This window comes from Streptomyces sp. NPDC002054, from assembly GCF_040296685.1.
Classification (GTDB): Bacteria; Actinomycetota; Actinomycetes; order Streptomycetales; family Streptomycetaceae; genus Streptomyces.
Genome location: NZ_JBEOXT010000019.1, coordinates 124600 through 149217, shown reverse-complemented (window position 1 = coordinate 149217; position 24618 = coordinate 124600). Strand labels below are relative to the sequence as shown.

Annotated in this window: 22 protein-coding genes and 3 pseudogenes; 10 read left to right on the top strand and 15 right to left on the bottom strand. The window is 69.3% G+C overall.

All coding sequences use genetic code 11. From position 1 onward, the window contains the following. Positions 1-137: 137 nt before the first annotated feature. The gene (locus ABT123_RS20040; protein ID WP_351316142.1) at positions 138-737 is read right to left on the bottom strand and encodes a transposase; all 600 of its coding nucleotides are present in this window, start codon (positions 735-737) and stop codon (positions 138-140) included. Continuing rightward, complete coding sequence (locus tag ABT123_RS20035) at positions 710-1015, bottom strand: helix-turn-helix domain-containing protein (protein ID WP_351316140.1); 306 nt, start codon at positions 1013-1015, stop codon at positions 710-712. The genes ABT123_RS20040 and ABT123_RS20035 overlap by 28 nt, the downstream gene beginning before the upstream one ends. Between ABT123_RS20035 and ABT123_RS20030 the strand changes: the two genes are divergently transcribed. Then, positions 1008-1193 (top strand): hypothetical protein, encoded by a 186-nt coding sequence (locus ABT123_RS20030; protein ID WP_351316137.1) that lies wholly within the window; start codon positions 1008-1010, stop codon positions 1191-1193. The genes ABT123_RS20035 and ABT123_RS20030 overlap by 8 nt on opposite strands. 734 nt (positions 1194-1927) lie before the next feature. Here the strand turns inward: ABT123_RS20030 and ABT123_RS20025 are convergent. Then, positions 1928-2443: pseudogene (locus tag ABT123_RS20025) on the bottom strand (GNAT family N-acetyltransferase); the annotation flags it as partial. Positions 2444-2741: 298 nt separating this feature from the next. Here ABT123_RS20025 and ABT123_RS20020 point away from each other — a divergent pair. Next, complete coding sequence (locus ABT123_RS20020; protein WP_351316131.1) at positions 2742-3803, top strand: site-specific integrase; 1062 nt, start codon at positions 2742-2744, stop codon at positions 3801-3803. Positions 3804-3898: 95 nt separating this feature from the next. Here the strand turns inward: ABT123_RS20020 and ABT123_RS20015 are convergent, their stop codons facing one another. Together ABT123_RS20015 and ABT123_RS20010 are read right to left on the bottom strand one after the other, a co-directional pair. Beyond that, positions 3899-4408, bottom strand: coding sequence for a hypothetical protein (locus tag ABT123_RS20015; RefSeq protein WP_351316128.1), 510 nt, complete (start codon positions 4406-4408; stop codon positions 3899-3901). Positions 4409-4469: 61 nt separating this feature from the next. Continuing rightward, the gene (locus tag ABT123_RS20010) at positions 4470-5879 is read right to left on the bottom strand and encodes an RHS repeat domain-containing protein (RefSeq protein WP_351316125.1); all 1410 of its coding nucleotides are present in this window, start codon (positions 5877-5879) and stop codon (positions 4470-4472) included. 22 nt (positions 5880-5901) lie between these two features. On the opposite strand from ABT123_RS20010, the gene ABT123_RS20005 reads away from it, so the two are divergent. Continuing rightward, positions 5902-7188, top strand: a complete 1287-nt coding sequence (locus tag ABT123_RS20005; protein ID WP_351316122.1) for a hypothetical protein — start codon at positions 5902-5904, stop codon at positions 7186-7188. Positions 7189-7199: 11 nt separating this feature from the next. After that, positions 7200-7958 carry a type 1 glutamine amidotransferase gene (locus tag ABT123_RS20000; RefSeq protein ID WP_351316119.1) on the top strand — a complete coding sequence of 253 codons (759 nt, stop codon included), beginning with the start codon at positions 7200-7202 and terminating at the stop codon, positions 7956-7958. 339 nt (positions 7959-8297) lie between these two features. On the opposite strand, the gene ABT123_RS19995 is transcribed toward ABT123_RS20000, so the two are convergent. After that, positions 8298-9929 (bottom strand): NACHT domain-containing protein, encoded by a 1632-nt coding sequence (locus ABT123_RS19995; RefSeq protein WP_351316230.1) that lies wholly within the window; start codon positions 9927-9929, stop codon positions 8298-8300. Then, positions 9827-10555 (bottom strand): hypothetical protein, encoded by a 729-nt coding sequence (locus ABT123_RS19990; RefSeq protein WP_351316227.1) that lies wholly within the window; start codon positions 10553-10555, stop codon positions 9827-9829. Before ABT123_RS19990 ends, ABT123_RS19995 begins: the two co-directional genes overlap by 103 nt. 123 nt (positions 10556-10678) lie before the next feature. Here ABT123_RS19990 and ABT123_RS19985 point away from each other — a divergent pair, with 123 nt between their 5' ends. Then, positions 10679-10951 (top strand): hypothetical protein, encoded by a 273-nt coding sequence (locus ABT123_RS19985; protein WP_351316224.1) that lies wholly within the window; start codon positions 10679-10681, stop codon positions 10949-10951. 52 nt (positions 10952-11003) lie between these two features. Here ABT123_RS19985 and ABT123_RS19980 read toward each other — a convergent pair. Further along, positions 11004-11336 (bottom strand): annotated as a pseudogene (locus ABT123_RS19980) (DUF4158 domain-containing protein); the annotation flags it as partial. A gap of 402 nt (positions 11337-11738) precedes the next feature. Beyond that, positions 11739-12140, bottom strand: a complete 402-nt coding sequence (locus tag ABT123_RS19975) for a winged helix-turn-helix transcriptional regulator (protein ID WP_351316116.1) — start codon at positions 12138-12140, stop codon at positions 11739-11741. On the opposite strand from ABT123_RS19975, the gene ABT123_RS19970 reads away from it, so the two are divergent. Further along, on the top strand, positions 12139-13005 hold the full coding sequence (locus ABT123_RS19970) for an NAD(P)-dependent oxidoreductase (RefSeq protein ID WP_351316113.1): 867 nt from the start codon (positions 12139-12141) through the stop codon (positions 13003-13005). The genes ABT123_RS19975 and ABT123_RS19970 overlap by 2 nt on opposite strands. 337 nt (positions 13006-13342) lie before the next feature. On the opposite strand, the gene ABT123_RS19965 is transcribed toward ABT123_RS19970, so the two are convergent. The 3 genes and pseudogenes from ABT123_RS19965 to ABT123_RS19955 form a co-directional block, all read right to left on the bottom strand. After that, positions 13343-13930: a hypothetical protein gene (locus ABT123_RS19965; RefSeq protein WP_351316110.1), complete on the bottom strand. Its 588-nt coding sequence runs from the start codon at positions 13928-13930 to the stop codon at positions 13343-13345. Positions 13931-13946: 16 nt separating this feature from the next. Then, entirely contained in the window at positions 13947-14108 is a 162-nt protein-coding gene (locus ABT123_RS19960; RefSeq protein WP_351316221.1) for a hypothetical protein, read from the bottom strand. 88 nt (positions 14109-14196) lie between these two features. Next, a pseudogene (locus ABT123_RS19955) lies at positions 14197-14409 on the bottom strand (hypothetical protein); the annotation flags it as partial. A 375-nt stretch (positions 14410-14784) separates the two neighbouring features. On the opposite strand from ABT123_RS19955, the gene ABT123_RS19950 reads away from it, so the two are divergent. Together ABT123_RS19950 and ABT123_RS19945 are read left to right on the top strand one after the other, a co-directional pair. Continuing rightward, on the top strand, positions 14785-15222 hold the full coding sequence (locus ABT123_RS19950) for a hypothetical protein (RefSeq protein WP_351316107.1): 438 nt from the start codon (positions 14785-14787) through the stop codon (positions 15220-15222). A gap of 137 nt (positions 15223-15359) precedes the next feature. After that, the gene (locus tag ABT123_RS19945; RefSeq protein WP_502970996.1) at positions 15360-16322 is read left to right on the top strand and encodes a DUF7019 family protein; all 963 of its coding nucleotides are present in this window, start codon (positions 15360-15362) and stop codon (positions 16320-16322) included. Positions 16323-16465: 143 nt separating this feature from the next. Here ABT123_RS19945 and ABT123_RS19940 read toward each other — a convergent pair whose 3' ends face one another. After that, the gene (locus tag ABT123_RS19940) at positions 16466-16933 is read right to left on the bottom strand and encodes an RICIN domain-containing protein (RefSeq protein ID WP_351316101.1); all 468 of its coding nucleotides are present in this window, start codon (positions 16931-16933) and stop codon (positions 16466-16468) included. Between the two features lie 159 nt (positions 16934-17092). On the opposite strand from ABT123_RS19940, the gene ABT123_RS19935 reads away from it, so the two are divergent. Next, positions 17093-20980: an nSTAND1 domain-containing NTPase gene (locus ABT123_RS19935; RefSeq protein ID WP_351316098.1), complete on the top strand. Its 3888-nt coding sequence runs from the start codon at positions 17093-17095 to the stop codon at positions 20978-20980. 15 nt (positions 20981-20995) lie between these two features. Here ABT123_RS19935 and ABT123_RS19930 read toward each other — a convergent pair whose 3' ends face one another. After that, positions 20996-21841, bottom strand: coding sequence for a helix-turn-helix transcriptional regulator (locus ABT123_RS19930; protein WP_351316095.1), 846 nt, complete (start codon positions 21839-21841; stop codon positions 20996-20998). Between the two features lie 144 nt (positions 21842-21985). Between ABT123_RS19930 and ABT123_RS19925 the strand changes: the two genes are divergently transcribed. After that, the gene (locus ABT123_RS19925) at positions 21986-22765 is read left to right on the top strand and encodes an NAD(P)H-dependent oxidoreductase (RefSeq protein WP_351316092.1); all 780 of its coding nucleotides are present in this window, start codon (positions 21986-21988) and stop codon (positions 22763-22765) included. Between the two features lie 26 nt (positions 22766-22791). Here ABT123_RS19925 and ABT123_RS19920 read toward each other — a convergent pair whose 3' ends face one another. Then, positions 22792-24597, bottom strand: coding sequence for a WG repeat-containing protein (locus ABT123_RS19920; RefSeq protein ID WP_351316089.1), 1806 nt, complete (start codon positions 24595-24597; stop codon positions 22792-22794). Positions 24598-24618: the final 21 nt, after the last annotated feature.

The window sequence follows — 24618 nt, the reverse complement described above, 5'->3', positions numbered from 1 at the left end:
CTCTGTGAAGGCTCTCGGGCTGTAAGGAACGCATTTGAGGGCAGTCTAGAAATCTCGGGGCCCTGCCGAATATCGGCAGGGCCTCGAGTCGTTTGACGGCAACGGTGACGCTGAGGTTGAAAGGGTGGGGTGACGGGTCATAGGGGCTCCAGCCCCAGTGCGGTCTCGGTGAAGAAGCCGTCGAGCACCTGGGGCCGGCGTTGGAGGCTGTGTAAGCGGTTCGTCACGAGGGGTGCGACGTCTTCGATTGAGCGGGGTGCGAGGTTGGCCAGGGACTTCTTCAGGTGGGCCCAGACGCCTTCGAGTGGGTTGAGGTGGGGTGCGTAGGGCGGGAGCTTGACGATGGTGAGCCAGTCGTTGCTGCTGTCGCAGAACTTCCGCAAAGCCTTGGCGTGGTGGGTGCTGGCGTTGTGACATACCAGGATGAGTGGGGCGCCGCCCAGCCGGCGGCGTGCAGCGGTGATCAGTTCGGCGAACTCGCGGGCCCGGAAGCGCTTCTTCTTGCCCGTGCGGCCCCAGTATGTCTGCGTCCGGTAGATCAGACGGGTCTCGCGGCCCGGTCTGACGAAGACCATCCTGGCCATCAGGGCCCGGCCCGAGCCCTTTTCGGTCACCTTGATCACCGGCGTCCGCCCGCGCGGTGACCAGGTTCGGCCCTTGGCCGGACGGAGGTCCTGCCCGGCCTCGTCCTTGAAGACTATCCACGCGCCTAGGAGCTGGGCCGTCCTCTTAACCATGACCACTGCTCCGTCCGCCACCGCTCCACAACCGCGTCATCGCGCTCATCGCCCGGTGCGCGGGCGCCTGCGGCGACCAGCCCGTGCAGCAGATACGACACCCCGAGCGGGGTGTACCGGTAGCCGAACAAACGGTGGATTAGCCCCGCAACCCGTGCCAGGGTCCACCGCTGGTCCTCGCAGCCATGCGTGGCGGGGTCGGCCTCCAGCTCGGACTGGAGCCGCTCGGCCTGACCATCGGTGAGCTGACACGGAGAGTTCCCGGCTTCCTTGGACACCAAGGCCGCTCGGTCGGCGTCCCTCCAGGCCTACGCCGACTTCCGCGACGCCCGCAACCTGCGGGCCACCTCCGGTGGCCGCACCACCTGTTCGAACATCTCCGCCGCCTCGAAGCGCACCGCCTCACGCTTCGCCCGCCCCGCAGCGGTCAGACGCCGCCATCCGCGTACCTCATGACGATGACGTAGCAATGTCAACGCGAGCTGTCACTCCACCCTTTCAGCCTCAGCGGCAACGTCAGCGGACGGGTGGGCGAGTGGAGACGGTTCGTCGCCGTCATCTCGATCCACCCCGGTGTCGCCGTCGAGCGCAGTGGTGAACACGTGCCTGCTGTGTTGTTGCGGGGTGCCTGCGGCCCCGCGCTCGCGCTGCTGTCGCTCGTGGTGGTGCTTCAGGCCGCGGGAGGACCTGCATCCGGCAAAGAATCTCGCCCAACCGTCTGTGACACCGATAGCCTCGGATAAGATGCCATATCCGAGGTGATACATCAGATGTGACGAGCCATCGCCCCGAACCGGGTGCGCAGGTGTTGTCCCGTCTCAGGCGACCCGCTCCAATCTCACCAAAGCTGATCCGATCCGGGCCTGCGTCTCACTGAACACGCTCTGCGACTGACTACCGTGAGCTGAGGGCGTTTCCGCGTCTCAGGGAAGATGCCTCGTTCGGGTGGCTATCTCACTGAGCCTGTCCTGCTGGTGCTTTCGTGGTGCCTAACGTCGTACGTCTGCGACGTGGCGGGAGGGCGCGATGGGCACAGCAGCGCTGAGGGTGGATCGTTCGGGCAAGCCGGGAGCCGGTTACGGGGTGGAGTTCGCGGTTCCGTCCGAGGGGCGGCCAACCCCGGAGGTCTTCGGTGAAGATGCGGTCGTGTCCCGCCGCGCGGTATAGCCCGTGGGCATCTCTGCGGGAGTCCGGTACAGCACACACTGGCGAAGCGGCCCCACGGGCACGCTCGGATCCTCGAAGTCGTCGGCCGGGTCCCGGGTCATGCCGATCCGCCGCATCACCGCTTGGGAACGAAGGTTGTTGACGGTCGTCGACGCTACGACCTCCGGCAGCCCGAGGGCCTCGAAGCCGAAGGCCAGGCAGGCAAGGGCGGCCTCGGTGGCGAAACCGTGACCCCACGCCGAACGTATCAACCGCCACCCGACGTCCACCCCCGCGAACGGCATGTCCTCGCCCACCTCGTCCAAGCCGGCGCGGCCGATGAACTCACCGGTCTCCCGTGCTTCGAGCGCCCACCACCCAAAACCTCGCTCGTCGAACTCGGCCTGCATGAGTGCCACCGTGGCATCGCTTTGCTCCCGCGTCAGCAGTTCCCCCAGGTGTTCCCGAACTTCGGGATCGGCGTTCATCGCCGCCCATGGTTCGAGGTCGGACTCCCGCCACCGGCGGAGCAGGAGACGATCGGTACGCAGTTCCGGCATGCTGCCCAGCTAACGTCATCAGGATCAGGGTGTCGATCGGTTATGTCGCGCCCTACCGTGCTCGCCAGCGCCAACCCCCTGCACAGATCTGCACGGCCTACACCACGCGGCGGAGCGCCATCGAAGATGCACCACATCGAGCAGATTCCGTGAGATCCCCCGAGTAAAGCTGCAGGATAAAGCAGATCGGATGACACACACCCGGTCCCGCCAGTCTCAACGAAACTGCTCCGACCTGGTCAGGGGCCTAACGCCGGAGCAGTCTCAATGAGACGCGACAGCAGGAGGGAACACAACAGTGGAGCCGACGCGCTCTGACGCCGGAGCCGAAGTCGTCGACGCGCTGTTCGTCGAGGTTCGCGGGCAGGGGGCCTGTACCGGGCTGGTGGAGGCGGGCGGTGCGGCGTCCGCTTTGCTTGCCGCACTCGAGCAGGGCGCCGAGCAGCACATCGCCGCATCGCGCCCGCACAAGACCAAGGCGTCGTACGCCAACGACTGGCCGCTGTGGAGGGAGTTCCACATCTGGCTCGCTGAGCGCACCGGGACGTCGCTGCCGCTGACCGCTGTCACCAAGGGGACGATGGTCAGCTTCGCGGTGTGGCTGGACGAGGTGAAGCGGGCCGCCCAACTCCGTCGACCGCAGGATCACCGGGGTCACCGTCACCGCGCGCGGTCTGGGCACCGTCGTACCGAAGGAGGCCACGCTCGCCGCCCGGCAGTTGGTCAAGCAGTACCGGAACGACCTGGTGAGGGCTGCTCGAGGCCGTGGCAAGGCCGCACCGCTGAACCCGGCCGAGTTGAAGCAGATGAACACCGTCGACCGTACGGTCCCGCCGAAGCCGAGCGCCCGCCGGCCACGCACCGTGAGGTCCCTGAGCTGGCCCGGCTGCGTGACCGGGCACTCAACACCCTTCGGTTCGCCATCGCCGGCCGCAACGAGGAGGTATCCGCCTTCGACGACCCCGGAATCCGGCTCGTCGCCGAGGGCCTGGAGGTGCACGTCCCCAGCGTGAAGGGCCGACCGGCCCGTGATGTCGTCGTGGCCTACGGCTCGGACCCCGACACCTGTCCGGTCCGCTGCTGGCTCGCCTGGCCAAAGGCCAAACACGCTGCCGGCGCCGGTCCGGGCGGCCCAGCCTTTCTCGCCGTAGACCAGTGGGGGAACGTCGGTAGCGCCCGGCTTTCCCAAGACGGCTGCGGCCGGGTCACCACTCGCAGTGCTGAGCAGGCCCGGCTCGAGGGCCGCCGCACCGGCCACTCCGGCCGTCGGGGGCTGGTGACCACCGGCCGCAAGCGGGGTAAGCGCGTGGAGAAGCTCCGTACCCAGGGCGGCTGGTCCCCGAAATCGCACGTCTTCTGAGAGTACATCGACGAGGGCGAGAATTGGGACGACGCCGCCACTCAAGGCATCGGGCTCTGAGTGGACGCCACTTTACTTGAGACGTTCCTGCCATTCTATGGTTCGCACCGATCAGAATCCGGCTTCATGAACTCGGTACGGTCCATCACTTCCCCGTCCCGCGTTCCGGTGATCACTTTCCCATTTTCGAGTCTCTGAAACTCTTCGGCAGTAAAAGCAACCTCGCCGTCCAGGGACCACTTGTTCACCGCCCCGTCGACGTCGATGACATATCTTCCAGGACGACTCGTGTCAGCCAATGAAGATTGCGACACCAGCCACCCTTCAGGCGGCGTGAAGAGTTCCACCTGTCCGGGTGAACCTGATCTCAGCTTGCTTCTCGCCGTCCAGATTTCGGGCTCACCGATGTTGTCGTTCAGGAAGACGGAAAGCCCGAGAACATCGTAGTCAGGGCAGGGCGCGATCAAAACTCGAACCTGCCCCGTCTCGGTCCTTTCCGCAGCGAGCAGAGGTTTGGGGACTGGTGAGCATGCCGCCATTCCACTCAATAGAAGCGCCACTCCTGCCGGAAGGAAGGCCAGCTTCCTGCCATTCCACATATCCACCCCACCACAGGTTCGCTTGGGTCTCGAATCGGTTCTTCTTTGTCGTATTGCCGGTCCTCATTCAGGATTTTGTGGATTCCATCGCGTAATCGGCCGCGTAAAGTTCTGCACGCGGGTACTTGGCCCACTGGCGTGAATGGACAGCTTCATGTCGTTCGATATCGGGGCCGAATTTTTCGGCGGTGGCAGGATCGGCCTGGCTGGCAATGTAGGCTCGCTTGCCCGCCTCGCTATTCAATCGCTTCGAGAAACTCTCCTTGTCTCCTGGGTAAAAATGAACGTCTCCCACCGTTATCATTTGATCCCCAGCTGGCGAGTGTCCAAAGCATACGTACTGGGCCGCCCGCTTCGCGCAACCGTCTGAGAGCTTTCGCGCGTAGTCACGAGCGAGCACGTTAGCTCCGTTCAGCACGTTCATCTTGTGAAACGGATCGGTCAGGATGTCGTCGATCCTGATGTCCGCCATGCAAGCCACCCGGTTGTCATCCGGCTTGCAGTTCAACGGGGGAGCCGGAGCCGGCGGCGCCGGTGGCGGGGGAGCTGCTGCCCGGGACGGCGGCAAGGGTACCGGCGGTCCCGGGGGTGTGAGGCCGCAGTTGTTCAAGGAGCAGTTGAAGTCCCTTCCCAAGGGAGAACTGGAGCCCTTGCTGTAGCTGCTGCCGTGGTTGGCGCCGACGCCCGAGCGTGCGTTCGGGTTGGCGGAACCGCTTCCGGGGACCTCGTCGCCCGGGCGCGGTGCATGGCCCGGAGTCGAGTTGCGGCAGGTGGCGCAGGCGCGCGTGGGGCAGTCGAGTTCGGCGCACAGCCCCGTGGGGTCGGACGTGGTGACCGGGCTGTTGTTGGCGTAGCCGTAGCCGTTGAGGGAACCGGGCGAGTCCGGGATGAGGACGGGGTCCACGGACAGGAAGGTGCCGGTGTGGGGGTCGTATTCGCGGGCGCCGAGGTGGGTGAGGCCGGTGCTCTTGTCCTGGGAGCCGCCGACGAAGCCGCGTTCGCCGGGCCAGGCCGTCGGCTTGGCCCCGCGGTCCTCGCCGAACGGCTTGGTCGCGCAGCGCTGGACCTGGAGGGTGCTCGCGTCGACGGCCGTGGTGCCGGTGTTGTGGTGGTCGGCCGCGACGTAGGAGAGCTTGCCGTCCGAGGTGCGGACGATGGTGGTGCCGCCCGGGGTGGAGTAATAGCGGGTTCCGGTGACCGTGTTGGTGGCCGTGTTCAGGGTGAGTTCGGTCGAGCCGAGGTAGAGGGTGGTCCTGCCCGGGTCCTTGCGGAGGAGGCGGTTTCCGTCCGCGTCGTAGAGGTACGTGGAGGTGCCGGCCGGGGTGGTGGCCGAGGCGAGCCGGCCTTCGGCGGTCCACGTCAGCGTCTGGGTCTTACCTGCGGCGTCGGGCCGGGTGAGGGTGTTGCGGCCTGTTGCTCGAGGTCTTCGGGATCGACGGACCCTGATGGGCGAGGCGGGATGCGGGCGGCGGGGCAACGCGCCGCATCAGATGCCTGCAATGGATCTCGAAGAGGCAGTAGCCTGCAAGGCCGCGATGTCTGAATCGCCGGGGGGCGGTCGCATGGACAGGTACGAACTTGTTCAGGAGAACGGCGGGGCACCAGACGGAGTGGGGCTGCCGCATGCCCGTGCGGCTGTCGGGCCGCCGCCTGCGGAGTCAGGTGACGTCGACTTCTGCGGCGACACCCTGCTGCTGCTGACCGGGCCCTTCTATCCGGGGTCCGTGTCGCTCGCGGACCCTCCCAGCTTCGCCGTTCCGGCGGACGGCGCGCTCGAGCCGGAGAGGCGCCTCACGGTGGTGCAACGGTCCCTGGACCAATTCCTGCGTGGCTCGCTCACCTTCGGCAATCCCCCCGTCGTCCTGCTCACGCACCTCGCCGGCTCCGATGCGTTCCACGCGCGGCTGACGACGATCGTGCAGGAGGCGACGCTGCTCCCGGTGGAACTGAGCGTCACCGGCATTCTGTTCCCGGACGGCTACGGCTCGGTGGCCGTGCACATGCGCATCGCCGACGGGTGGTCCGAGGTGCAACGGGAGCGGCTCATCGACGTCTTCGGGCCGAAGGGCCGCGACGATGTCACCGCGCGCATCAGGGACGAGCTGCTGCCAGCCCTTGCCGCGATGTCCGACCGATGCCGACAGGGGCCGCCGTGCCCCACGGTCCTGCCCTATTTCAACCTCACCTACGCGGGTAGCACCACCCACCCGGCTCCAGGCCGGGCGGCGCTCTCCAATTCCCTACGGCACCTGATCTACCCCCGCTCCGCCGAGCCGATCCCCTCCGAATCAACGTGGCTGGAAGAGTTCTTCTACCCCGGGTACGCCTTCTTCCTGTTGGCCTCCCGAAACCCTCATGACACGCTCGGCCAACTTGAGCACCTGCTAGGTCAGCTGAACGTGCACTACGCCCGGCTGGAACACTCCGCCAACGCCGCGGAACGGATCATCCGCGAGTCGGCCCTGGACGAAGACCCCGAATTGCTCATCGGGCTGGAACGACGGCTGCGTGCCGACTACCAGGCGTTAGTGCGGCCCACGTTCAGCTACGACTTCCACGTCCTCAAGTTGCGTGACAGCGTACTGAAGGCGTGGGAGACCGAAAAGGTGCGCGAGCGTACTGACACCCTGCTCGAAATGGCGCGGCACGCGGTGGAACGAAAGCTGGAGCACGAGCAGATGCGCCGGGTGAAGCGAGTCAACCTGGCCGTGACGATCGTGGCTATCCTGAGTTTCGTCCAGTGCGCGGACGCGGCGGCCAGCCTGTGGTCGACGTTCTTCGGGTAAAGGGGGAGACCATGCCGGTGGATGTGCTGATCTGTGTCGCGGACGGGCTGATCTACGACGGTCTCGACTACGCCGACCGGATCGAGCAACGACTGACCCGGGCCGGCCTGAGCTGTGGCCGCCTGAACCTGCCGGCCGAGGCGGCCGATCCGGCCGCGCGCTTGCCCCGACCGACCCTGGCGTATGTGTTCACCGGAGGCCAGACCTCTGTGCACTCGGACGCCGCGTGGATGCGCGCGACCATCGCGCTGGTGCGGGAGCTCATCGCGGACACGGACAAGCGCGACGGGGGTGCCGAGCCCGCAAGCCCGGGCCCCGCGGTGATCGGCGTGTGCCTTGGCTCGCAGTTGATCGCCGAGGCACTGCGTCCGAATTCGATCATCGACACCTCGGGCATAGAGGTCGGCCTGACCCCGGTAAGCCGAGCCGGCGACAGCCACCGCAGCAGGGGCGGCGACCACGACATCGGTGTCGTGCCGTCGTTCCACTATCAGGCAATCAGCCCGCAGATCGAGGAGGTCGACGGGGTGCGCATCGAGTACCGCAACGAGCACACCTCCGTTCAAGCACTGAGCTTCGGCGAGCGGGTCTTCGGATGCCAGTTCCATCCCGAGTTGACTCCGGACGACGTACACCGCCTGATCGACTTCAACAAGGACGTCATCACTGACTGGAACGGGGACACGGCGGCCGCGCACCGGTCGGTCGAGCAGTACCAGCTGCACGACGACCTCTTCGAGCGCTTGGTGATCGACCGGATCACGCGCTGAGGCCGACGGAGTACGCCGCCGCTCGACGGGGCGGAAAGAGGCTCGACGTCGCACACGGCCACCTCGCTGCCGATGCCCCCGTCGCCAGCCGCGGCGGATGCGGACAGGCTTGGGCCGCGGCGGCAGGTGGTTGTCCGCCGCGGCTTCCTCGCCTTCGGCGAGTGCCCGGTAGAGCGAGGCCACCGAGGGGTGCCTGCCCGCGTTCTTCCCGGTCTTGATGGTCAGCTTCTTCGCGATCTCGGGGACGGGGACACCTTTGTCCTTGAGGGCGACGGCGGCGACTCGCTCTGCTCCCCGCACCCGCGGGGATGCGATCGCCGCCGGGCCCGTCGGAGCCGGTCAGGGGAGGATGGACGCTGCCCTCAGTCGTGCCCAGGTGGATACGTTCGGGGCGGTGACGAGGGCGCCCAGCCTGGCCACGACGTACGGCGTCTCCTGCGGGGCCAGCGCCTCGAGGTGGCGGCAGCACTCGAGCGTGTCGTCACTGTCACCTGCCGACTCCGCGAGGGACTTGAGCAACCTCACGCCTTCCGGCAGGTGTGCGACGCGGGCATATGCCCGGGATGCCTTGGCCCGCAGGGACAGGCTGATGCCCTCGGTCGTGGCGATCGTACGGAGCCGCTCCGCGAGTCGGCGGTGCCCCCGCAACTGGGAGAGCTCGGCGAGCTCGGCGAGCTCGGCGAGCTCGGCGAGGACGGCGTGGTCGGAGTCGGGAAAGCGTCCTTGGGCGTGGTCGTGGGAGAAGTCGAGGAGCCGCTCGATGACGGTCGTCTCCAGTGCCTCTCCGAGCGGCACCCCGGACGTCACGAGGCGCAGGGCCATGATGCGGTGGTCGGTCCGTCCCGAAAGCAGCTTGCGGACGACCACTGCGACGTCGTTCCCCGGACGCCTGGCCCACAGAGCGAGGGTGAACAGGAGCCGGTTGCCGTTCGCGGCGTTGGCGATCCTCCTCGACCACCGGTCGAAGTCGGGGAAGTCGGAAGGGATCGAGGCGGCTTCGTCGCGGGCTGCGATGAACTCGGCGAAGGACTGGTGGAGGAAGGACAGCTCCCGGCCGTCAAAGGCGACCACACCGGACTGGGCGAGGAACTGACCCAGTTCTCCCCGGGCCCCTTCCGGCCAATCCAGACCGGCCGGCAGGTGACGTGCCAGCCACTCCAGGGCCGTGTCGAGCAGCGAGGACGGCGGCTTACCGGTCGTTCGTTCCCGGGCCAGATGGGTCAGCAGACGATCCTGGTGCTGCACGAGCCACGCGGCCACCTTCCCGTAGCCGCGTACGGTCCAACGTTGCAGGAACCGGCTGAGGACCTCGGCGTTGCCCTCGCGGGCGTTCTTCAGGTCCGCCAGGAACATTTCGTACAGCTCGACCCGGCCACGGGGGAGCGGCCGGTCCGGGTTGCGGGTGCGGAAGGCCGCGGCGATGGTCGCCAGGAGCGGCACCTGGAGCACCTCCTCAAGGGAGGCGTCCGCGACGTCGGCGAGGAACTCCTTGGCGTGCGGGCCGGCGTCGGGATCGCCCTGCGCCGCGAACCAGCGGGCCGCGAAGGCGTGCTGCTGCTCGCCGTCGAAGCCCCTGAGGGTGTAGAAACCGACACCCGGCAGACCGCTGAAGGGACTCAGCTCCTCCTGGGGCAGGGGCTGGGAGGTAATGAGCAGCCGGCACGGGCCGTGCGACCGGACCTGCCCGGCGAGCTTCTCCAGAAGGCGCTCACGGACGCTCGGGGAGGACACCTCGTCCAGTCCGTCGACGACGACCAGCCAGCGCATGCCGTGCGGGGGCACCTCGAAGTGGGAGTGGTCGACGTGGCTGAGGAGCGTCCCCGCACGCCCCACCGCGTCGCTGAGCTGCCGGCTCCAGGGGTACGGCGTCAGCAGGTCCGAGGCGGTGACGCGGATCGCAGCCACGGCCGCCGGGCACCAGGGGGTTTCGGCGTCCTCCTCGCGGAGCCAGTACCGGGCGATCTGGCGCACCAGGTGGCGGCCCAGCGTGGTCTTGCCGGCGCCGGGGCCGCCAGTGATGAAGAGGTGGTCATGGCCTGCCAGGACCGAGGCCAGGGTGGGCGTGGGGTCGGCGTCGGCGTGGGGTTGGAGTGGGGGGCCGAGAGGGACGGCTGGGCCGGCTCGTGCCGGGGCCGTGCGGCAGCGGGAGAGGCTGCGGCGGGGGAGAGGGGTTGGAAGTCCTGTTCCACGTAGATCTCCGACAGCGGAGGCTTGCGTACGCCGAGCAGGTCGTACGGGAACTGCTCCGCCGCGGATGCCTGGCTGCGGAGCAGGTCCTCCAGGAGCACACTCGGCTGGGGGAGGGTCTCCCAGGTCGGGGCGCCGGCGGCGGGCCGGCGCCGCTGGGCGAGCTCCTTGCGTTCCAGGGCCCGGCTCGCAGCGAGCCATTTGGGGGTGACGGCCTCGGGGGAGCTGCCGAGGGCCTGCGCGAGGCTCCGGGTGGTGTCCGGGTCGTGCAGAGCGAAGCCCTTGAAGATGTCGTATGCCGTGTTCTTGTCCGGCAGCGGGCCGGTACGGGGGCCGGGGCCGTGGTGGTTGCGGAGCCGGGTGAGGAAGGCGTTGACCGAGGGATGGCCGGCTCTCGCGAGCTCCTCCACGAACCAGGCGGCCAGATCCTTCAGTTCCGGAATCGGCTGTTTTCCGCAGGCTAGAGGGAAATCCGGCGCCCGGCGAAGAGTTGGCCGCATCCGATGGACGACCTGGAGACGAGGAGCAGGGACATGGCGGTACTGGGAGTGGTGGCCTCCTTGGGCGGCGGCGCGGCGTGGTGGCTGGTGGGGCTTGTCGTGGCGGGGGCCCTGGTGGCGGAGGTGACGCGGCGGTGGTTCGGGTTCCGTACGGCCGCGCGCCGGGAGGCGGAGCACACGCGCCGGGTGCTGGCCGCGCTCGGAGGCACGGAGTCGGGGCACCGGGCGGAGGTCGTACGGGCCTGCGCAGTGCTGGCACCGACGGGCGGGCGCCCGGGGGTGAGGGGCGGGGGAGGGCGGCGATGAGGAGGTGCGGTGGGACACAGATGGAGCGGGCGCTCCCGGCACACTGGGCCGCCTCGACGCCGAGCTGCTCGGCCGCGAACCGCACCACCACGGCCGGCACGACCGCCAGGTCCTCGGTCGGGAAGACCCCGAGCATCCGCACCGAGCCCCACAGCACCGCGAAGGCGAGCCGGTTCGCTGGCGACCGCTTCGAGCGGGCCGCCTCCAGGCCGGCCGCGTCAAGGCGGAAGAATTGCTCCAGCTCGCCGGGCGTCGGCTCGGCCGCGAACCGATCGTAGCGGGAGACCTTATCTGTATCCGGTCCGACGGTGTCAGGGACGTACACCACGTGGTGGCCCTTGGGGAGGATCGGAACGGCCAGTAGCGACAACTGGCCGCTGGCCATGGGCCGGTTCGCCCGGTACGAGTCAGTTCAGTTGGCGAGTTGGCGATGGAGTATGCGCCCGTTGCGAGGTGTACCGCCGCTTGTGAGCAAGGACGCTCAGGGCGGCAAGGTGTTCCAGCGCCTCCGGCTCGGACCAAGGCAGTCGCAACGTGTGTGACGAAGCGGTTGCGCTGCTGGTTCGCCGCGCTGCCGGTCATCGGGACGCTGGCCGCGTTGTGTTCGCCGTTGAAGGAAGGCTTGGACCTTCCGGCGGTAGGGGCCTGTTGCTGCCCGCTGTCCCACCGGATCTCGCACCCGCGAGCGGCCGGTGGCCCCGTCGCCAGCCGTCGGCGTACCGCCCCGGGGCCGTGAGCGCCAAGCCGGGAGGGCGATGTGGGCACGTACCTGAAGGTGCGTACTTGATCAAGGGCCGGCGACCGGGAAGTCTTGTTGAGGCGCGCCAAGCCCGTCGTCCGATACCGCCCCTGTCCTTACGGCCAGGTGGTCCCGACCCCAGGCGGAGAGCAGTTCCAGCAGTTCGTAGAGCCGACGGCCCCGTTCGGTCAGCGAGTACTCGACCCGGGGCGGCATCTCGTCGTAGTCCTCCCGGTGCACGATCCCGTCGGCCTGGAGCTCCCGGAGCTGCTGGGTCAGCACCTTCTCGCTGATGCCGGTGACCAGCCGCCTGGTCTCCCCGAAGCGGCGCGGACGCTCGGAGAGCGCCCACATGACGAACGACTTCCACTTGCCCTCGAACACCCCGACGGCCACACCCATCCCGCATGTGTGCGGATCGGTCACCGTCACGACCTCGGAGTTCCCCATGTCTGCTTCCCCCGTCACCGTTCTCGGCCTGGGCCCGATGGGCCGGGCCCTGGTCTCCGCGTTCCTGGCCGCGGGCCATTCCGCAACCGTCTGGAACCGTACTCCGGGCCGGGCGGACGGCCTGGTGGAGAACGGCGCCGTCGAGGCCGGGACCGCCGCGGAGGCGATCGCGGCGAGCGACCTCGTGGTGATCTGCGTACTGGACCACGAAGCCGTCCGTGCCGTCATCGCCCCGCACGCCGCCGTACTCAAGGGCCGCACCCTGGTCAACCTCACCGCCGGAACCCCCGACGACGCCCGCGCCACCGCCGAGTGGGCCGACGCGCACGGCATCGGCTATCTCGACGGCGCGATCATGGTTCCGACGTACCTCGTCGGCGGCCCGTCCACCCTGGTCCTCCACAGCGGCCCGGCCGATCTGTACGAACGCCACCGGGACACCCTCAGGGCCATCGGCGGCACCTGTGTGTACCTGGGCACGGACCCGGGCCGGGCGGGGGCGCACGACGTCGCGCTGCTCGACATCTTCTGGACGGCGCTGACCGGCGTCGTCCACTCCTTCGCCCTCGCCGGGTCCGAGGGCGTGACCGCATCCGAGCTGGCCCCCTACGCCAAGGGCGTCGCCGCGCTCCTGCCCGACGTGATCGACGCGTTCGCCGAGCAGGTCGACACCGGCAGCTACCCCGCCGGGGGCTCCAACCTCCGCTCAGCGGCGGCGATCATGTCCCATGTCCTCGAGGCCTCGCGCAGCCGGGGCGTCGACAGTACGGTGATCTCCGCCGCCCATGAGATCGCGTGCCGGGGCATGGCGGCCGGTTACGCGGACGATTCCTACGCCCACGTCGCAGAACTCCTCCGCGGCTGAACCCGCCTCTCGGCCAGGACGGGGCGCCGTCGTTGGTCCAGTAATCCAGCTGTAGGCCGTGATCTGCATGTCCGGGATGCGGCTTGTCGCCGGTAGGGGCGCGTCCGCCGAGCTCTTCGACGACGTACGCCCCCCACCTGGTCACCCTCCAGGGCCTCATCACGGAGGCGGTCAACGGTGCTCCCGCCCCGGCACCGGACGCCCCGCTGGCCGAGCCGGACGGGCGCCGGAGCGCGACGAGCACGAGAAGGCCGAAGCGGTCACCGAGACCCTGCGCAACGCGGACGCCCAGACGGACAGGGCGCTTGGTCGTCGTCGACCGGCCCGGGCTCAGGGCTCAGTAATCGCCGAACGCCCAGAAGAGTCCGACCTCGGTGTCGGAGACGACGACCAGGCCGCAGTCCTCCCCGTAAAAGGTCATGGGTAGCCAGCCGTGGTGGGAAGCCGTGAAGTCCAGCGTGCCGTTGCGCCGGCCGGCGGTGACGTTGGTGTAGCAGGTGAAGCTGTCCCCGTAGCGGGTGAGGATGGTGCGGGCCATGTCGTGCAGCTCGTCGAAGCTCTCGGTGAACCTTTCGAGGTTCCGCAGGGTGCAGCCGTCGTCAGTGAGTGCGAGCAGGAGGTTCTCGGCGCTTGCACGGTCGATCTCCCACAGCCGTTCCCCGATGTCGGCCAGGGTGAGCGGGCGGAAGGGATCGGCCTCGAAGGGCGGGCGGAAGGGAAAGGCAGGCTGTTCCGTCCGATAGAAGTAGTCCGCAGTGTCGTCGAGCCCGACCCAGCCTCGTGGGTCGGGGACCGCGCGTTCCATGACGGCGAGCACGTCCGCCCGCCAGTCTTCGTGCTTGCGCGGACCGGTGGCGTTGAACGCGAACCCGTCCTCGTACAGGTGCCGTACCGCCGCTTCCCAGGACTCCTGGTCGATGGACAACTTCAGAGGGCCTTTCTCACTTGCTGGGCATGGACGTGATGACGGTGAACGGAGGATTGCGGCTGCTGTCGTACTTGATTCTCGTGTCGATGCCCGTCACATCCTCCGCCATGGCGTCCGTGCCGCCCTGCTTGTAGCCGGACAGCGGATCGTACGGGTCGGTGGGCTGCCTGCTCACACTGCGGCCGCTGACCTCGCCATTGGGCGCCGTCGACTTGGAAGGTCTCCACTGTGCCCTCGGCCGGTGGCGGCGGACCCTTGAACCAAGCCTCGATCGCCGCGGCGTTCTGATCGAGGTTGTACTGGGTGAGTTCTTGCGCCCGCTGGTAGTTCGCGAAGGCCGAGGAGGCACTCGGCTTCGTCTTGCCGTACGGCCAAGCCTGGGTCGGGTTGCCGTTCGACTGCTGGTCGCGCAGGCGCTGCGCCAGCTGCTCGTCTGTCTTGCCGACGTGCTTGTCCAGGGTGTGGCCATCCGCCATCCATTCGTTGGCGGCAAGGTCCAGCGTGTACTTGCCGGTGGCTGAGTCGATCTTCAGCCAGGTCTGCGAGGTGCTCTTGAAGTCCTCCAGGGAGCGGGCGCCGAAGCCGTGGGCGCGGGCTATCCCGGCCTCGAACCCCCGGACACCTGCGGTGGCTGCCCGGTCGTGCGCAGTGCTCTGGGGCGCAGGGGGGGGAGGATGCTGAGGGCGGTGCTGCGGTGGGCGGGGTGGAGGGTGCGGGCGGTGGCTCGGCGGGCACCGGGTGGGGGAGTGTCGTGGCTATCCCGGGTCGGCCGGACTTGGTGGGCACCCACAGGTAGCCGGGGCGCTGGCTTCGAGAGCGGCGGTGATGCCGGCGCGCTGCCGAAGCCATCGGTGGACGATGGCGACGGTGTCGGCGTCGAGCTCTACGGGCCGGTCTTCGAGGAGGATTCGCCGGGCGGGGCGGTGGTCGAGCTGGAGGTCGGCGAGGTCCAGGCGCGCGAGCTCGCCGACGGTGCGGCCGGTGGCGGCTACGAGGGCGGCCAGGGGTGCGTTGTTATCCGTCCCGACGGTTCCTTGTCTGTCCGGGATGACGGACGGGGCACTGACGCCTGCGTGGACGAGCACGGCCAGTACGTGAAGAAGCCGGTCATGGCTACGAAGGATCTCCGGTTCTTCGACTTCCCGCAGGCAGAGGTGCTGCCTGACGGCCATCCCGGCGCGGCATGTCCGTGGTTGCGGTGCTCAGCGCGTGGCTCGGCCATACCAATCGGCGTCTCAACGGGGCCTGGGCTCAGCGCTACGAACACGGCATTCCGTCACCGGACTTGAGCCCATTGAGGTTGACGGCCCGACCGGGACGCCGGTCCATTTCAAGTTCAAGCCGGACGGGTCGTTGGGTTCGGTGACCGTGCCGACGGCCGGTGCCCTGTCGCGCTCGACCACGGCCTGGCCGTACCTGGGCCGGCATGACCGTGCCCGGCGCCCTCGCGGCGCCGGGCGCAGCACCATCCCCAAGCCGCCCCCGAGCCATGACGCCAGCCACACGGCGGCGTCAGGTCCGTGTTGGCGATCGGGTTCCGGTTCGCGTAGTCGTATGCGTGCGCGCTTCCGTAGAGGACCGGGTCGGTCTGCAGCGGTCGGCCCACGATTCAGGCTGTGTCGGAGAGGTCTCAAGCGCCCAGAACCTCGTATCGTGCCGTCCAACTGGCCTGGTCAAGGGAGGAGGTGCCGATGTGCTGCGGTACTACGAGTACGTGTCCGAGGCCAAGGTGCAGATGCTCTTCGATCAGATCCCTCCCAAGCTGTTGTCCAAGCTCGCTGCCGAGGTAGATATCGACCTGAAGATCCTCGGCGTTTCCCTGCAGAAGGCCCAGACCGAAGCCACTCTCTACAGTCGTCTGGAACTCGTCGAGGAGTACCTCGATCGGAACTACGAGATCACGTGGATGACTGAGCCAGGCTCCTGGTTCAGGGGCGAACTCAACCTACGGACCGCGACTTACCAGGAAGTGGACGGCCAGGTCGGGGGCCCGCTCTTCATGATGGGGCAAGCCGACAGAACCCTGGTGGCCCTCATCGGTTCGAGCCACCACCGCATCGGCGGTCGACCGCAAGAAGCGATCGGCGGCTACTCCACTCTGCCGGCCCTGTTCCGCCTTTTGCGGCAAGAGGCACCGGAGGAACCCCTGAACGTGCAGGGGTACGCGCCTGACTACGAGGCGGAAGAGAGTGCGGCCGTGATGTACGACGTCATGGTGTTCGCCCGCCATCTTCTCGGTCGGCCCCCACCAGGATTCGAAGCAGCCCTCCCTTGCGAATTCCTGGCACGGCGGCTGCTGCGCGGTACTGCCACCGATCCCCGGGGGACAGGGGACAGGGTGGACGTCGTCGTCGGCACTCCGCTGTACGTGGCGCAGCGAGACGACTGACCAGCGGAACACGGGGATCCGCAGCTGGACCCCGCCGCCGTCAGCCACTCCCGCACAGTAGGGGAATCTCATCTACGCGACCCGGTGACTGCGGCGCCCGCCCGGCCCGGCACGTGATGTGCCGGGACGGGCAGGGCCGGTGGTCAGAAGTCCCAGCTCTGGCTTCGCGCGCCGTTGCAGCTCCAGCTCACCAGGAGCTGGCCGTTCTCGGGTCGGCCGGCCAGGATGTCGAGGCACTTTCCGTTCACCCGGTTACGGATCTCGGTGCCGTTCCGGAACCATTTCTGGTGGAGACCGCCGTTGCAGTCCCACATGGCCACCGAGCCCTGGTCACCCAGATGGGGACCGTAGATCTCCAGGCACTTTCCGTTCATGGCGGAACGGATCTGCTCACCGTCCCAGCGCCACTGCTGGTTGGTGTTGCCGGTGCAGTCCCACGTCACGGTGGAGGCGCCGTTCTCCTGGTGGAACATGAAGATGTCGGCACACCTTCCGTTCAGGTTGGACTTGAGCAGCGGTGCCGCGGCAAACGCGGGCGCGCCCGTCAAGGCGGCGCCGGCCAGCAGTCCGGTGGCCGCCGCCAGCAGCATCAGTCGTCGCACAGACCTCATGATTCTCCTTCGTGTGTTGCCCTTGCGCGGTTGCGCTGGCCCATGTCTAGCCGCCGGTTGATGTCCGGCGCCGGAACGGGGGTTCCGGACATCAAAAGCTGGACAATCACCACCTGTCACAGCTGCGGAAAGCCGCAGGAAGGTGCAGAGAGGGAGGCCATGCCACGCCCCGAACGCCCGCTCGACCTGGACACCGGTCCGCTGACACGGTTCGCGGCCGACCTTCGGAAGCTGCGCGAGGCGGCGGGACGGCCGCCTTATCGGGAACTGGCCAAAAGGGCCCACTATTCGTCCACGACCCTGTCGGATGCCGCGGGCGGGCACACGTTTCCGAGCCTTGGTGTCACGCTCGCCTATGTCGAGGCGTGTCAAGGTGACCGGCGCGACTGGGAAGCCCGATGGCATGCGGTCGCCGCCGAGATTGCCGCGAGCGTACGTGCCGATGAGCCCGGGGAAACCGGTCGGCAGAGCGCACCGTACGCGGGGCTTTCGGCGTTCCAACCGGAAGACGCCGACCGCTTCTTCGGGCGCGAGTGGCTGACCGGCGAGGTGCTCGCGAAGGTGCGTGACCGCCGGTTCCTGGCGGTCTTCGGGCCGTCCGGATCGGGGAAATCCTCGTTGCTGCGGGCGGGGCTCGTCGCCCGCGCGCGGGCATCGGGGCAGCCGGTGATGCTGTTCACGCCGGGCCCGCATCCCGTGGAGGAGTGCGCGATCCAGCTGGCCGCCGTGACGGGAGAGGCTCCCGGCGCGCTGATGGCCGAGCTCCTGGACGATCCCGCGGCGCTGCACCTGCGGATCCGGCAGGCTGTGGCTGTGGCCGTGAGCGACCGTACGCCGGACATCGACGCGCTGATCGTGGTCGACCAGTTCGAGGAGGTCTTCACCCTCTGCAGGGACCGGGACGAACGAGACGCGTTCATCGCCATGCTGGTCGCCGCCACCACGGTGGCGACCAGCCGGACCCGGGTGGTACTCGGCGTGCGCGCCGATTTCTACGGCCACTGCGTCAAGGACCCCCGGCTGGTCGAGGCGATGCGCGAGGCGCAGATCGCGGTCGGTCCGATGAGCAGCCAGGAGCTCCGCGAGGCCATCACCCGGCCGGCCATGCTCGCCGACTGCACGGTGACCGGCCCGCTGCTGGCGGCCGTGGTCGCGGACGCGACCGGTCAGCCGGGTGCGTTGCCACTGGTCTCGCACGCGATGGCCGAGACCTGGCGCCGCCGCAGCGGCAGCCGCCTGACCCTGGACGGGTATCTGGCGGCCGGCGGCATCCAGCACGCGCTCGCGCAGACCGCCGAGGCCGCCTACCGGGCGCTGTCGCCGCTGCAACAAGAGCTCGCCAGATCGCTGTTCCTCCGGCTGACCGCGCTGGGGGACGGTACGGAGGACACCAGGCGCCGGATCACCAGGGACGAGCTGGACCCGAACCCCGACACCGCCTTCGTGCTCGAATCCCTCGCCCGGCAACGGCTGGTGACACTGGACCAGGGGTACGTCGAGATCACCCACGAGGCGATCATCCGGTGCTGGCCGAGGCTGCGCGGCTGGCTGACCGAGGACCGGGACCGGCTGCTCCTGCACCGGCAGCTCACCGACGCGACCGCCGACTGGGAGGCGCAGGACCGCGACCCGCACGCCCTGTACCGGGGTGCCCGCCTGGCTGCGGCGCTGGAACTGGCCGCGGCGCTGGACCTGTCCGCCGCCGACGGCAGCCGGCTGACCTCCAGGGAACGGCGCTTCCTCGACGCGAGCCGGGAAGCGCAGGCCGGCGAGATGGCGGCGGTCAGGCGGCGGACGGTCCGCCTGCGGCAGCTGGTCACGCTGCTCACCGTGCTGGTGGTCATCGCGGCGACCGCGGGCGGGCTGGCCGTCGACTCGCGCGACTCGGCCATCCGGCAGCGCAACGTGGCCCTTGCGCGGAAGGCCGCCGCGGACGCGGCCGAGGTGCGGCAGCAGAACCCCTCGCTCGCCGCGCAGCTGAACCTGGCCGCTTACCGGCTGGCGGCCCCCGGCGACGTCCGCGACCAGCTCATGAGCGCGTTCGCAACGCCGTACACGAGCCGGCTCACCGGGCACACCTCCGACGTGGTCTCGATCTCCGTATCGAGCTCCGTATCGATCTCCGGCGCCCCGAAGGGCATGGTCCTGGCCACCGCGAGCTGGGACCGCACGGTCCGGCTGTGGGACATCGGGGACGCCCACCACCCCGTACAACTGGCCGTTCTGCACCAGCCGGAGCGGCTGATGTCGGTGGCGTTCGGTGAGGGCGGCCGGGTCCTGGCCACGGCGAGTGAACGCTCGGTGCGGCTGTGGGACGTGGCGAACCGGCGTGCGCAGCCCGCCGAGCTGAGCACGCTGCCGGATCAGCCGGCCGCGCCGACGTGGGTGGCGTACCGGCCCGGCGGCGTCCTCGCCACCGGCCACACCGACGGCGCGGCGCGACTGTGGAACGTAAAGGATCCCCGCCGCCCGCGGCTGCTGGCCGCCTTGCCAGGCCACACCGGCACGGTCACCTCGGTGACGTTCAGCCCGGACGGCCGCACGCTGGCGACCACCGGCGACACCACCGCCAGACTGTGGAATGTCACCGACCCCGCGCATCCCCTCCTCCTCGACGTCCTGCGCGGACACACCGACACGGCGACCTCGGCCGCCTTCAGCCCTGACGGCCGGACCCTGGCGACCGGGAGCTGGGATCGCACCGCACGGGTCTGGGACATCGGCAACATCGGCAACATCGACAACAGCCCGCGAACGAAGCCACCGGCCGTCCTGCCCGGCCATCCCGCGATCGTCTGGTCGGTGGCATTCAGCCCGGACGGCAGCACGCTCGTCTCGGTAGGCGGGTCCACCCAGTTCTGGGATGTCGCCGCCCCGGCAAACCCGAAGCGGATCAGCACGGTTCAGGGCGGGTTCTACCAAGCCGCATTCAGCCCGGACGGCCGTACGCTCGCCAACTCCGACCGGCTCCTGGACCTGAGGGACCTGTCGCTCGCGACCCACGACGACGTGGTCACGTCCCTGGCGTTCGGCCCGGACGGCCGACTGCTCGCCAGCGCCAGCTGGGACGGCACCGCACGGCTGTGGCAGGTCACCGGCGGAGGCCGGGCCGTGTGGCCGCTGTCGGTTCTGCGCGGGCACACCAAGTTCGTCCGGTGCGTGGCGTTCAGCCCGGACGGGCGCACCCTCGTCACCGCCAGCGAGGACGGCACCGTACGCGTCTGGGATGTGACCGATCCACGCCGACCGCGGCCGGTATCGGTCCTCACCCCCGGCGGCGGTGAAGTCGGCGGCGCCGCTTTCGGTCCGGGAGGCCGCCTGTTGGCTGTCTGGGCACAACATACGGCCGGACTGTGGGACCTGACCGATCCCGGCCATCCCCGGCCACTGAGCCGGATCGCCGAGGCGGGGCCGCCGCACGTCACGATGGCCTCGTTCCGGCCGGACGGCCGCACGCTGGTGACGAGCACCGGCGAGTCCGGTTCGCTGCGGTTCTGGAACATCAGCGAACCGCGCAGCCCCCGGGAACTGCCGTCCCCGTTCCGGTCCGACCCTCTGACCGGCGGCGTGTTCAGCCCCGACAACCGGAGACTGGCCGCCTTGCACCGAACGGACAGGACGGTCTGGCTGATTGATGTCAACGACATCGGCCGCGTCGGACGCGTCAGCCGCGCCGGCCGCCCGGCGAAGGTGACGCAGCTACCGGCGTCCGGCTCCTGGCTCTACACGCTGACCTTTGACGCGGCCGGCCGCCGACTGGCAGCCGGCGCCGCGGACAGCAAGGCCCTGCTGTGGGACGACGTGAACGGTGCGGCCACTCCCACTGTCCTCACCGGCCACTCGAACCCCGTACCGGCCGTGGCATTCAGCCCGGACGGCACTACCCTGGCCACCGGCGGCAACGACTTCACGATCCGGCTGTGGGACACCGGCCTGGACCGGGTCGCCGCCCGCATCTGCGACAGCGCGTACCCCCGGATCACCAGAGCCCAATGGGCACAGTACTTCCCGGCGGTCGACTTCAACCCGCCCTGTCCCGCCATATGACATTTGGCAGTTGAGTTACTCGCGGACCTGAGCGTTCACCGTGGGATGCGCGTCGCCGCTGTCCGCGCCCAGGCCCGCGAGCAGGCGCAGCCCGTCCTCGGCGGGGCTGCCGGGGGCCGCGGACAGCACCAGCAGCTCCATGCCTGATTCGTCCGGCAGTGCGAAGTTCTCCTGGTGCAGTTCCAGCAGCCCGACCAGCGGGTGCCGGTACGCCTTGCGACCATGTGTACGGGCGCGCACGTCCGCGCGCGCCCAGAGGCGGCGGAAGCGCTCGCTGCCCATCGCCAGCTCGCCGATGAGCGAGGCCAGGCGGGGGTCCTCGGGGTATTTGCCGGCGGCCAGGCGCAAGTGCCCGACCACGTCGAGGGTGCACTTCTCCCAGTCCGCGTAGAAGCCGCACTCGGCCTCCAGGAAGAGGTGCCGGGCCGTGTTCTGGCCCGGCATCGGCCGGCCGTAGAGGAGCCCGGCGAGGCGGTTCCCGGCGAGCACGTCCAGGCGATGGTCCATGATCAGCGCGGGTGCACCGGCGACCAGGTCGAGGACCCGCAGCACCTCCGGCCGGACCCGCCCGCCCGGCGCCTTCGCGCGGCGGCGGCGCTGCCGGGCGAGCCGGTAGAGGTGCCCGCGCTCGGTCTCGTCGAGGCCGAGGACGCGGGCGAGCGCGTCGAGGACCTGCTCGGAGGGCTGGGTCGCGCGGCCCTGCTCCAGACGTACGTAGTAGTCGACGCTGACTCCGGACAGGTGCGCGACCTCTTCGCGGCGCAGCCCATCGACCCGGCGGCGGCTGTCGGTGGGCACGCCGACGGCCGCCGGGTCGACCCGGGAACGCCGAGTCCGCAGGAAGCCCGCAAGATCGTCCATGTCCCCAGTATGGCCTCGGCGTTGCCCATGATGGTGGCCCTGTGGATACCAGGAAGTCCCGTCCGACGGAAGCGGCGCCCCTGAACGCCGGGCGCCGCGGCGCCCAGGATCGAACGCATCGCCTGATCCGAAGGAGTAGTTCCCGTGAAGACGCTGATCGTCTACGCCCACCCGGAGCCGAAGTCGCTCAACAGCTCGCTGAAGGACCTCGCGGTGTCCACCTTGGAGACCGCCGGGCACGAGGTACGGGTGAGCGATCTGTACGCGATGAACTGGAAGGCGGTCGTGGACGCCGCGGACTACGGCCCGGAAGCCTCAAGCCCACTGAAGGTGACCCTGGACTCGGGCCGGGCCTTCAACGCGGGGACGCTCACCCCGGACGTCCTCGCCGAGCAGGAGAAGCTGCTCTGGGCCGACACGATCATCTTCCAGTTCCCGCTGTGGTGGTACACGATGCCCGCGATCCTCAAGGGCTGGGTGGACCGGGTGTTCACCTTCCGCTTCGCGTACGGCGTCGGCGAGCACAGCGACACAAAGTACGGCGAGCGCTTCGGCGAAGGCACCCTCGCGGGCCGGAGGGCCCTGCTGTCGGTGACCGCCGGCGGCCGGGAGTCGCACTACTCCGCACGCGGAATCGACGGCCCCATCGACGACCTCCTGTTCCCGATCCACCACGGCATCCTCTTCTACCCGGGCATCGAGGTGCTGCCGCCTTTCGTGCTCTACGGCACCGACCGGATGACCGGCGGGGACTACGCGGACGCCGCCAAGGCCTGGGAGCAGCGCCTGCTCACCCTGGAGACCACCGAGCCGATCGCGTTCCGGCGGCAGAACTTCGGCGACTACGAGATCCCCTCGCTGCACCTGAAGGAGGGACTGGAGCCCGCGGGCCGCACGGGCTTCGGGCTGCACGTGCGCGGCTGACCGCGCAACGCCGCGGCATCCGGTGGCTACGACTGCGCGTCCTCGTCGGACGGCGCGACGGCGGCGAGCCAGAGCTGGATCTCCACGTCCCCGTCGCCGACCAGGAAGTAGGACTGCAGCACGAGCCGCCGCTCGCCGACCTGCCACACCGTGGACGACTCGCCGTCGCCGGAGCGCAGGCACACCTCGACTCCCGGGAGCGGCTTGCCGAAGCGGGCGGTGAGCCGGCCGATCGCGTCGGCCTCGATCTCGTCGAACCGTTCGATCGCCCAGTCCTGGAGGAAGGAGAAGTCGTGCTGGTGCTCGGCGTAGAGGAAGGTCTCCGCGACCACGCTCATGGCGCCGAACGAGGTGCGGTCCTCGTCCGGGTCGTCGTACTCGTCCGGCTCGGCGGGCTCGTACGGGTCCTCCCTGGAGTCGCAGATCAGCCCGCAGGGCTCGAAGCGGCGGGGCTCGGCGGCGAGCAGCTCGGCCGCGAGGTCGGCGAGGTCCCGCTCCGGGGCACCGGGGTAGACCAGGTAGGAGTGCGTCTCCTGGCAGTGGGTGGGCTCGACGCGCGCGAAGGTGCCCTCGGCCGCGGTGGTCTCCCACAGGGTCGTCCCGGCGCGGTCCACCAGCCGCAGGGCGGCACCGTCCGCGGTGGCCTCGACCCGGCAGACGTCCAGGCCGTCGCGGTCCACATGGGCCACACCGCCGTCACGGGTGACAAACGCGGCGAGTCCGGTCCCGAAGCCGAACCCGTGGACCCAGCCCTCGGCGTCGGTGAGGGGTTCCAGGTGGTGGACGGGTATGAACCGTCCGTCGGAGCGTAGGACGCCCCACGCCCGCCCGGAAGGGCGGTCGGCCGCGGCGGCACGGGCCTCCTCGGGGTCGTCCTCGTCCAGGGGTTCGAGGTAGTGGGCCACCGCGGCCCCGGCATGGTCGAAGTCCTCCGCCCACTCGTACTCCTGCTCGATGACCTCCTCCCCGGTGGCGTTGAGGTAACCGTGCGCATAGCCGTTGTCGAAACGGACCAGCCCACACCGGAAGTCCTCGGACAACCGGTTCGTCGCCGCCTTGATCACCACCTCGCCGCGGGCGTTCACGAAGCCCCGGAAGAGGTCGCCGACGGTGCCGCCGATGACGTACGCGAGGCCGTTCGCGTCGAAGGGGTTGAGCATCCGGAAGGACGGCTCGACGACCCACTCGCCCCTCTCGTCGATCAGGCCCCACAGCTCGCCCACCCGGACGGGCGCCGCGCCACCGGGGCCGAACGACTTCGCACCGTCGAACCGCGGCTCGATGACCGTACGGCCCGCCCGGTCGATGTAGCCGCAGAGCCCGCCGTCGGCCACCCGCACGCCGGCGAGCCCGTTCGCCGCGAACGCCCCCGCCGCGGCGTACTGCGGGCGGATCACGAAGCGGCCCGTGGCGTCGATGAAGCCCATCCCGTCCTCGGTGCGGGCGGCGGCCAGGCCATGGCGGAATACGTGGGCCTCCGTCAGGGTCGCCGGGATGACAGGTATGCCGTCCGTCCCGGCGTAGCCCCAGCGGCCGTCCGCCGCCTGGAACCGCGAGAGTCCATCGTCCTCGAACGCCTCGGTGTACGGCAGCGCCGGCTCGGCCAGCCACTCACCGCGGTGGTCGAGGTAGCCGCACCGGCCCTCCAGGTCGGCGGCGGGCGCGACGAACCCGCCCCGGCCGTCCGGGCGGAACACCCCGACCGCGCTCAGCTCCGGCGCCCGCACCAGCCGCCCGTCGGCCCCGACGAGGGCGTACCGCGTTCCGGAGCCGGTCGGCTCCCCGCAGGGGACGACGTACGGCGGGGGAGCGGTGGTGGTGCGGGACGGCATGGTGCGGCTCCTCGCGCGGGG

Coding starts and splice junctions, on each gene's coding strand:
- ABT123_RS20040 (WP_351316142.1), bottom strand. CDS start 737: ATGGTTAAGAGGACGGCCCAGCTCCTAGGCGCGTGGATAGTCTTCAAG.
- ABT123_RS20005 (WP_351316122.1), top strand. CDS start 5,902: ATGGATCTCGAAGAGGCAGTAGCCTGCAAGGCCGCGATGTCTGAATCG.
- ABT123_RS20000 (WP_351316119.1), top strand. CDS start 7,200: ATGCCGGTGGATGTGCTGATCTGTGTCGCGGACGGGCTGATCTACGAC.
- ABT123_RS19985 (WP_351316224.1), top strand. CDS start 10,679: ATGGCGGTACTGGGAGTGGTGGCCTCCTTGGGCGGCGGCGCGGCGTGG.
- ABT123_RS19970 (WP_351316113.1), top strand. CDS start 12,139: ATGTCTGCTTCCCCCGTCACCGTTCTCGGCCTGGGCCCGATGGGCCGG.
- ABT123_RS19975 (WP_351316116.1), bottom strand. CDS start 12,140: ATGGGGAACTCCGAGGTCGTGACGGTGACCGATCCGCACACATGCGGG.
- ABT123_RS19945 (WP_502970996.1), top strand. CDS start 15,360: ATGACCGTGCCCGGCGCCCTCGCGGCGCCGGGCGCAGCACCATCCCCA.
- ABT123_RS19940 (WP_351316101.1), bottom strand. CDS start 16,933: ATGAGGTCTGTGCGACGACTGATGCTGCTGGCGGCGGCCACCGGACTG.
- ABT123_RS19935 (WP_351316098.1), top strand. CDS start 17,093: ATGCCACGCCCCGAACGCCCGCTCGACCTGGACACCGGTCCGCTGACA.
- ABT123_RS19930 (WP_351316095.1), bottom strand. CDS start 21,841: ATGGACGATCTTGCGGGCTTCCTGCGGACTCGGCGTTCCCGGGTCGAC.
- ABT123_RS19920 (WP_351316089.1), bottom strand. CDS start 24,597: ATGCCGTCCCGCACCACCACCGCTCCCCCGCCGTACGTCGTCCCCTGC.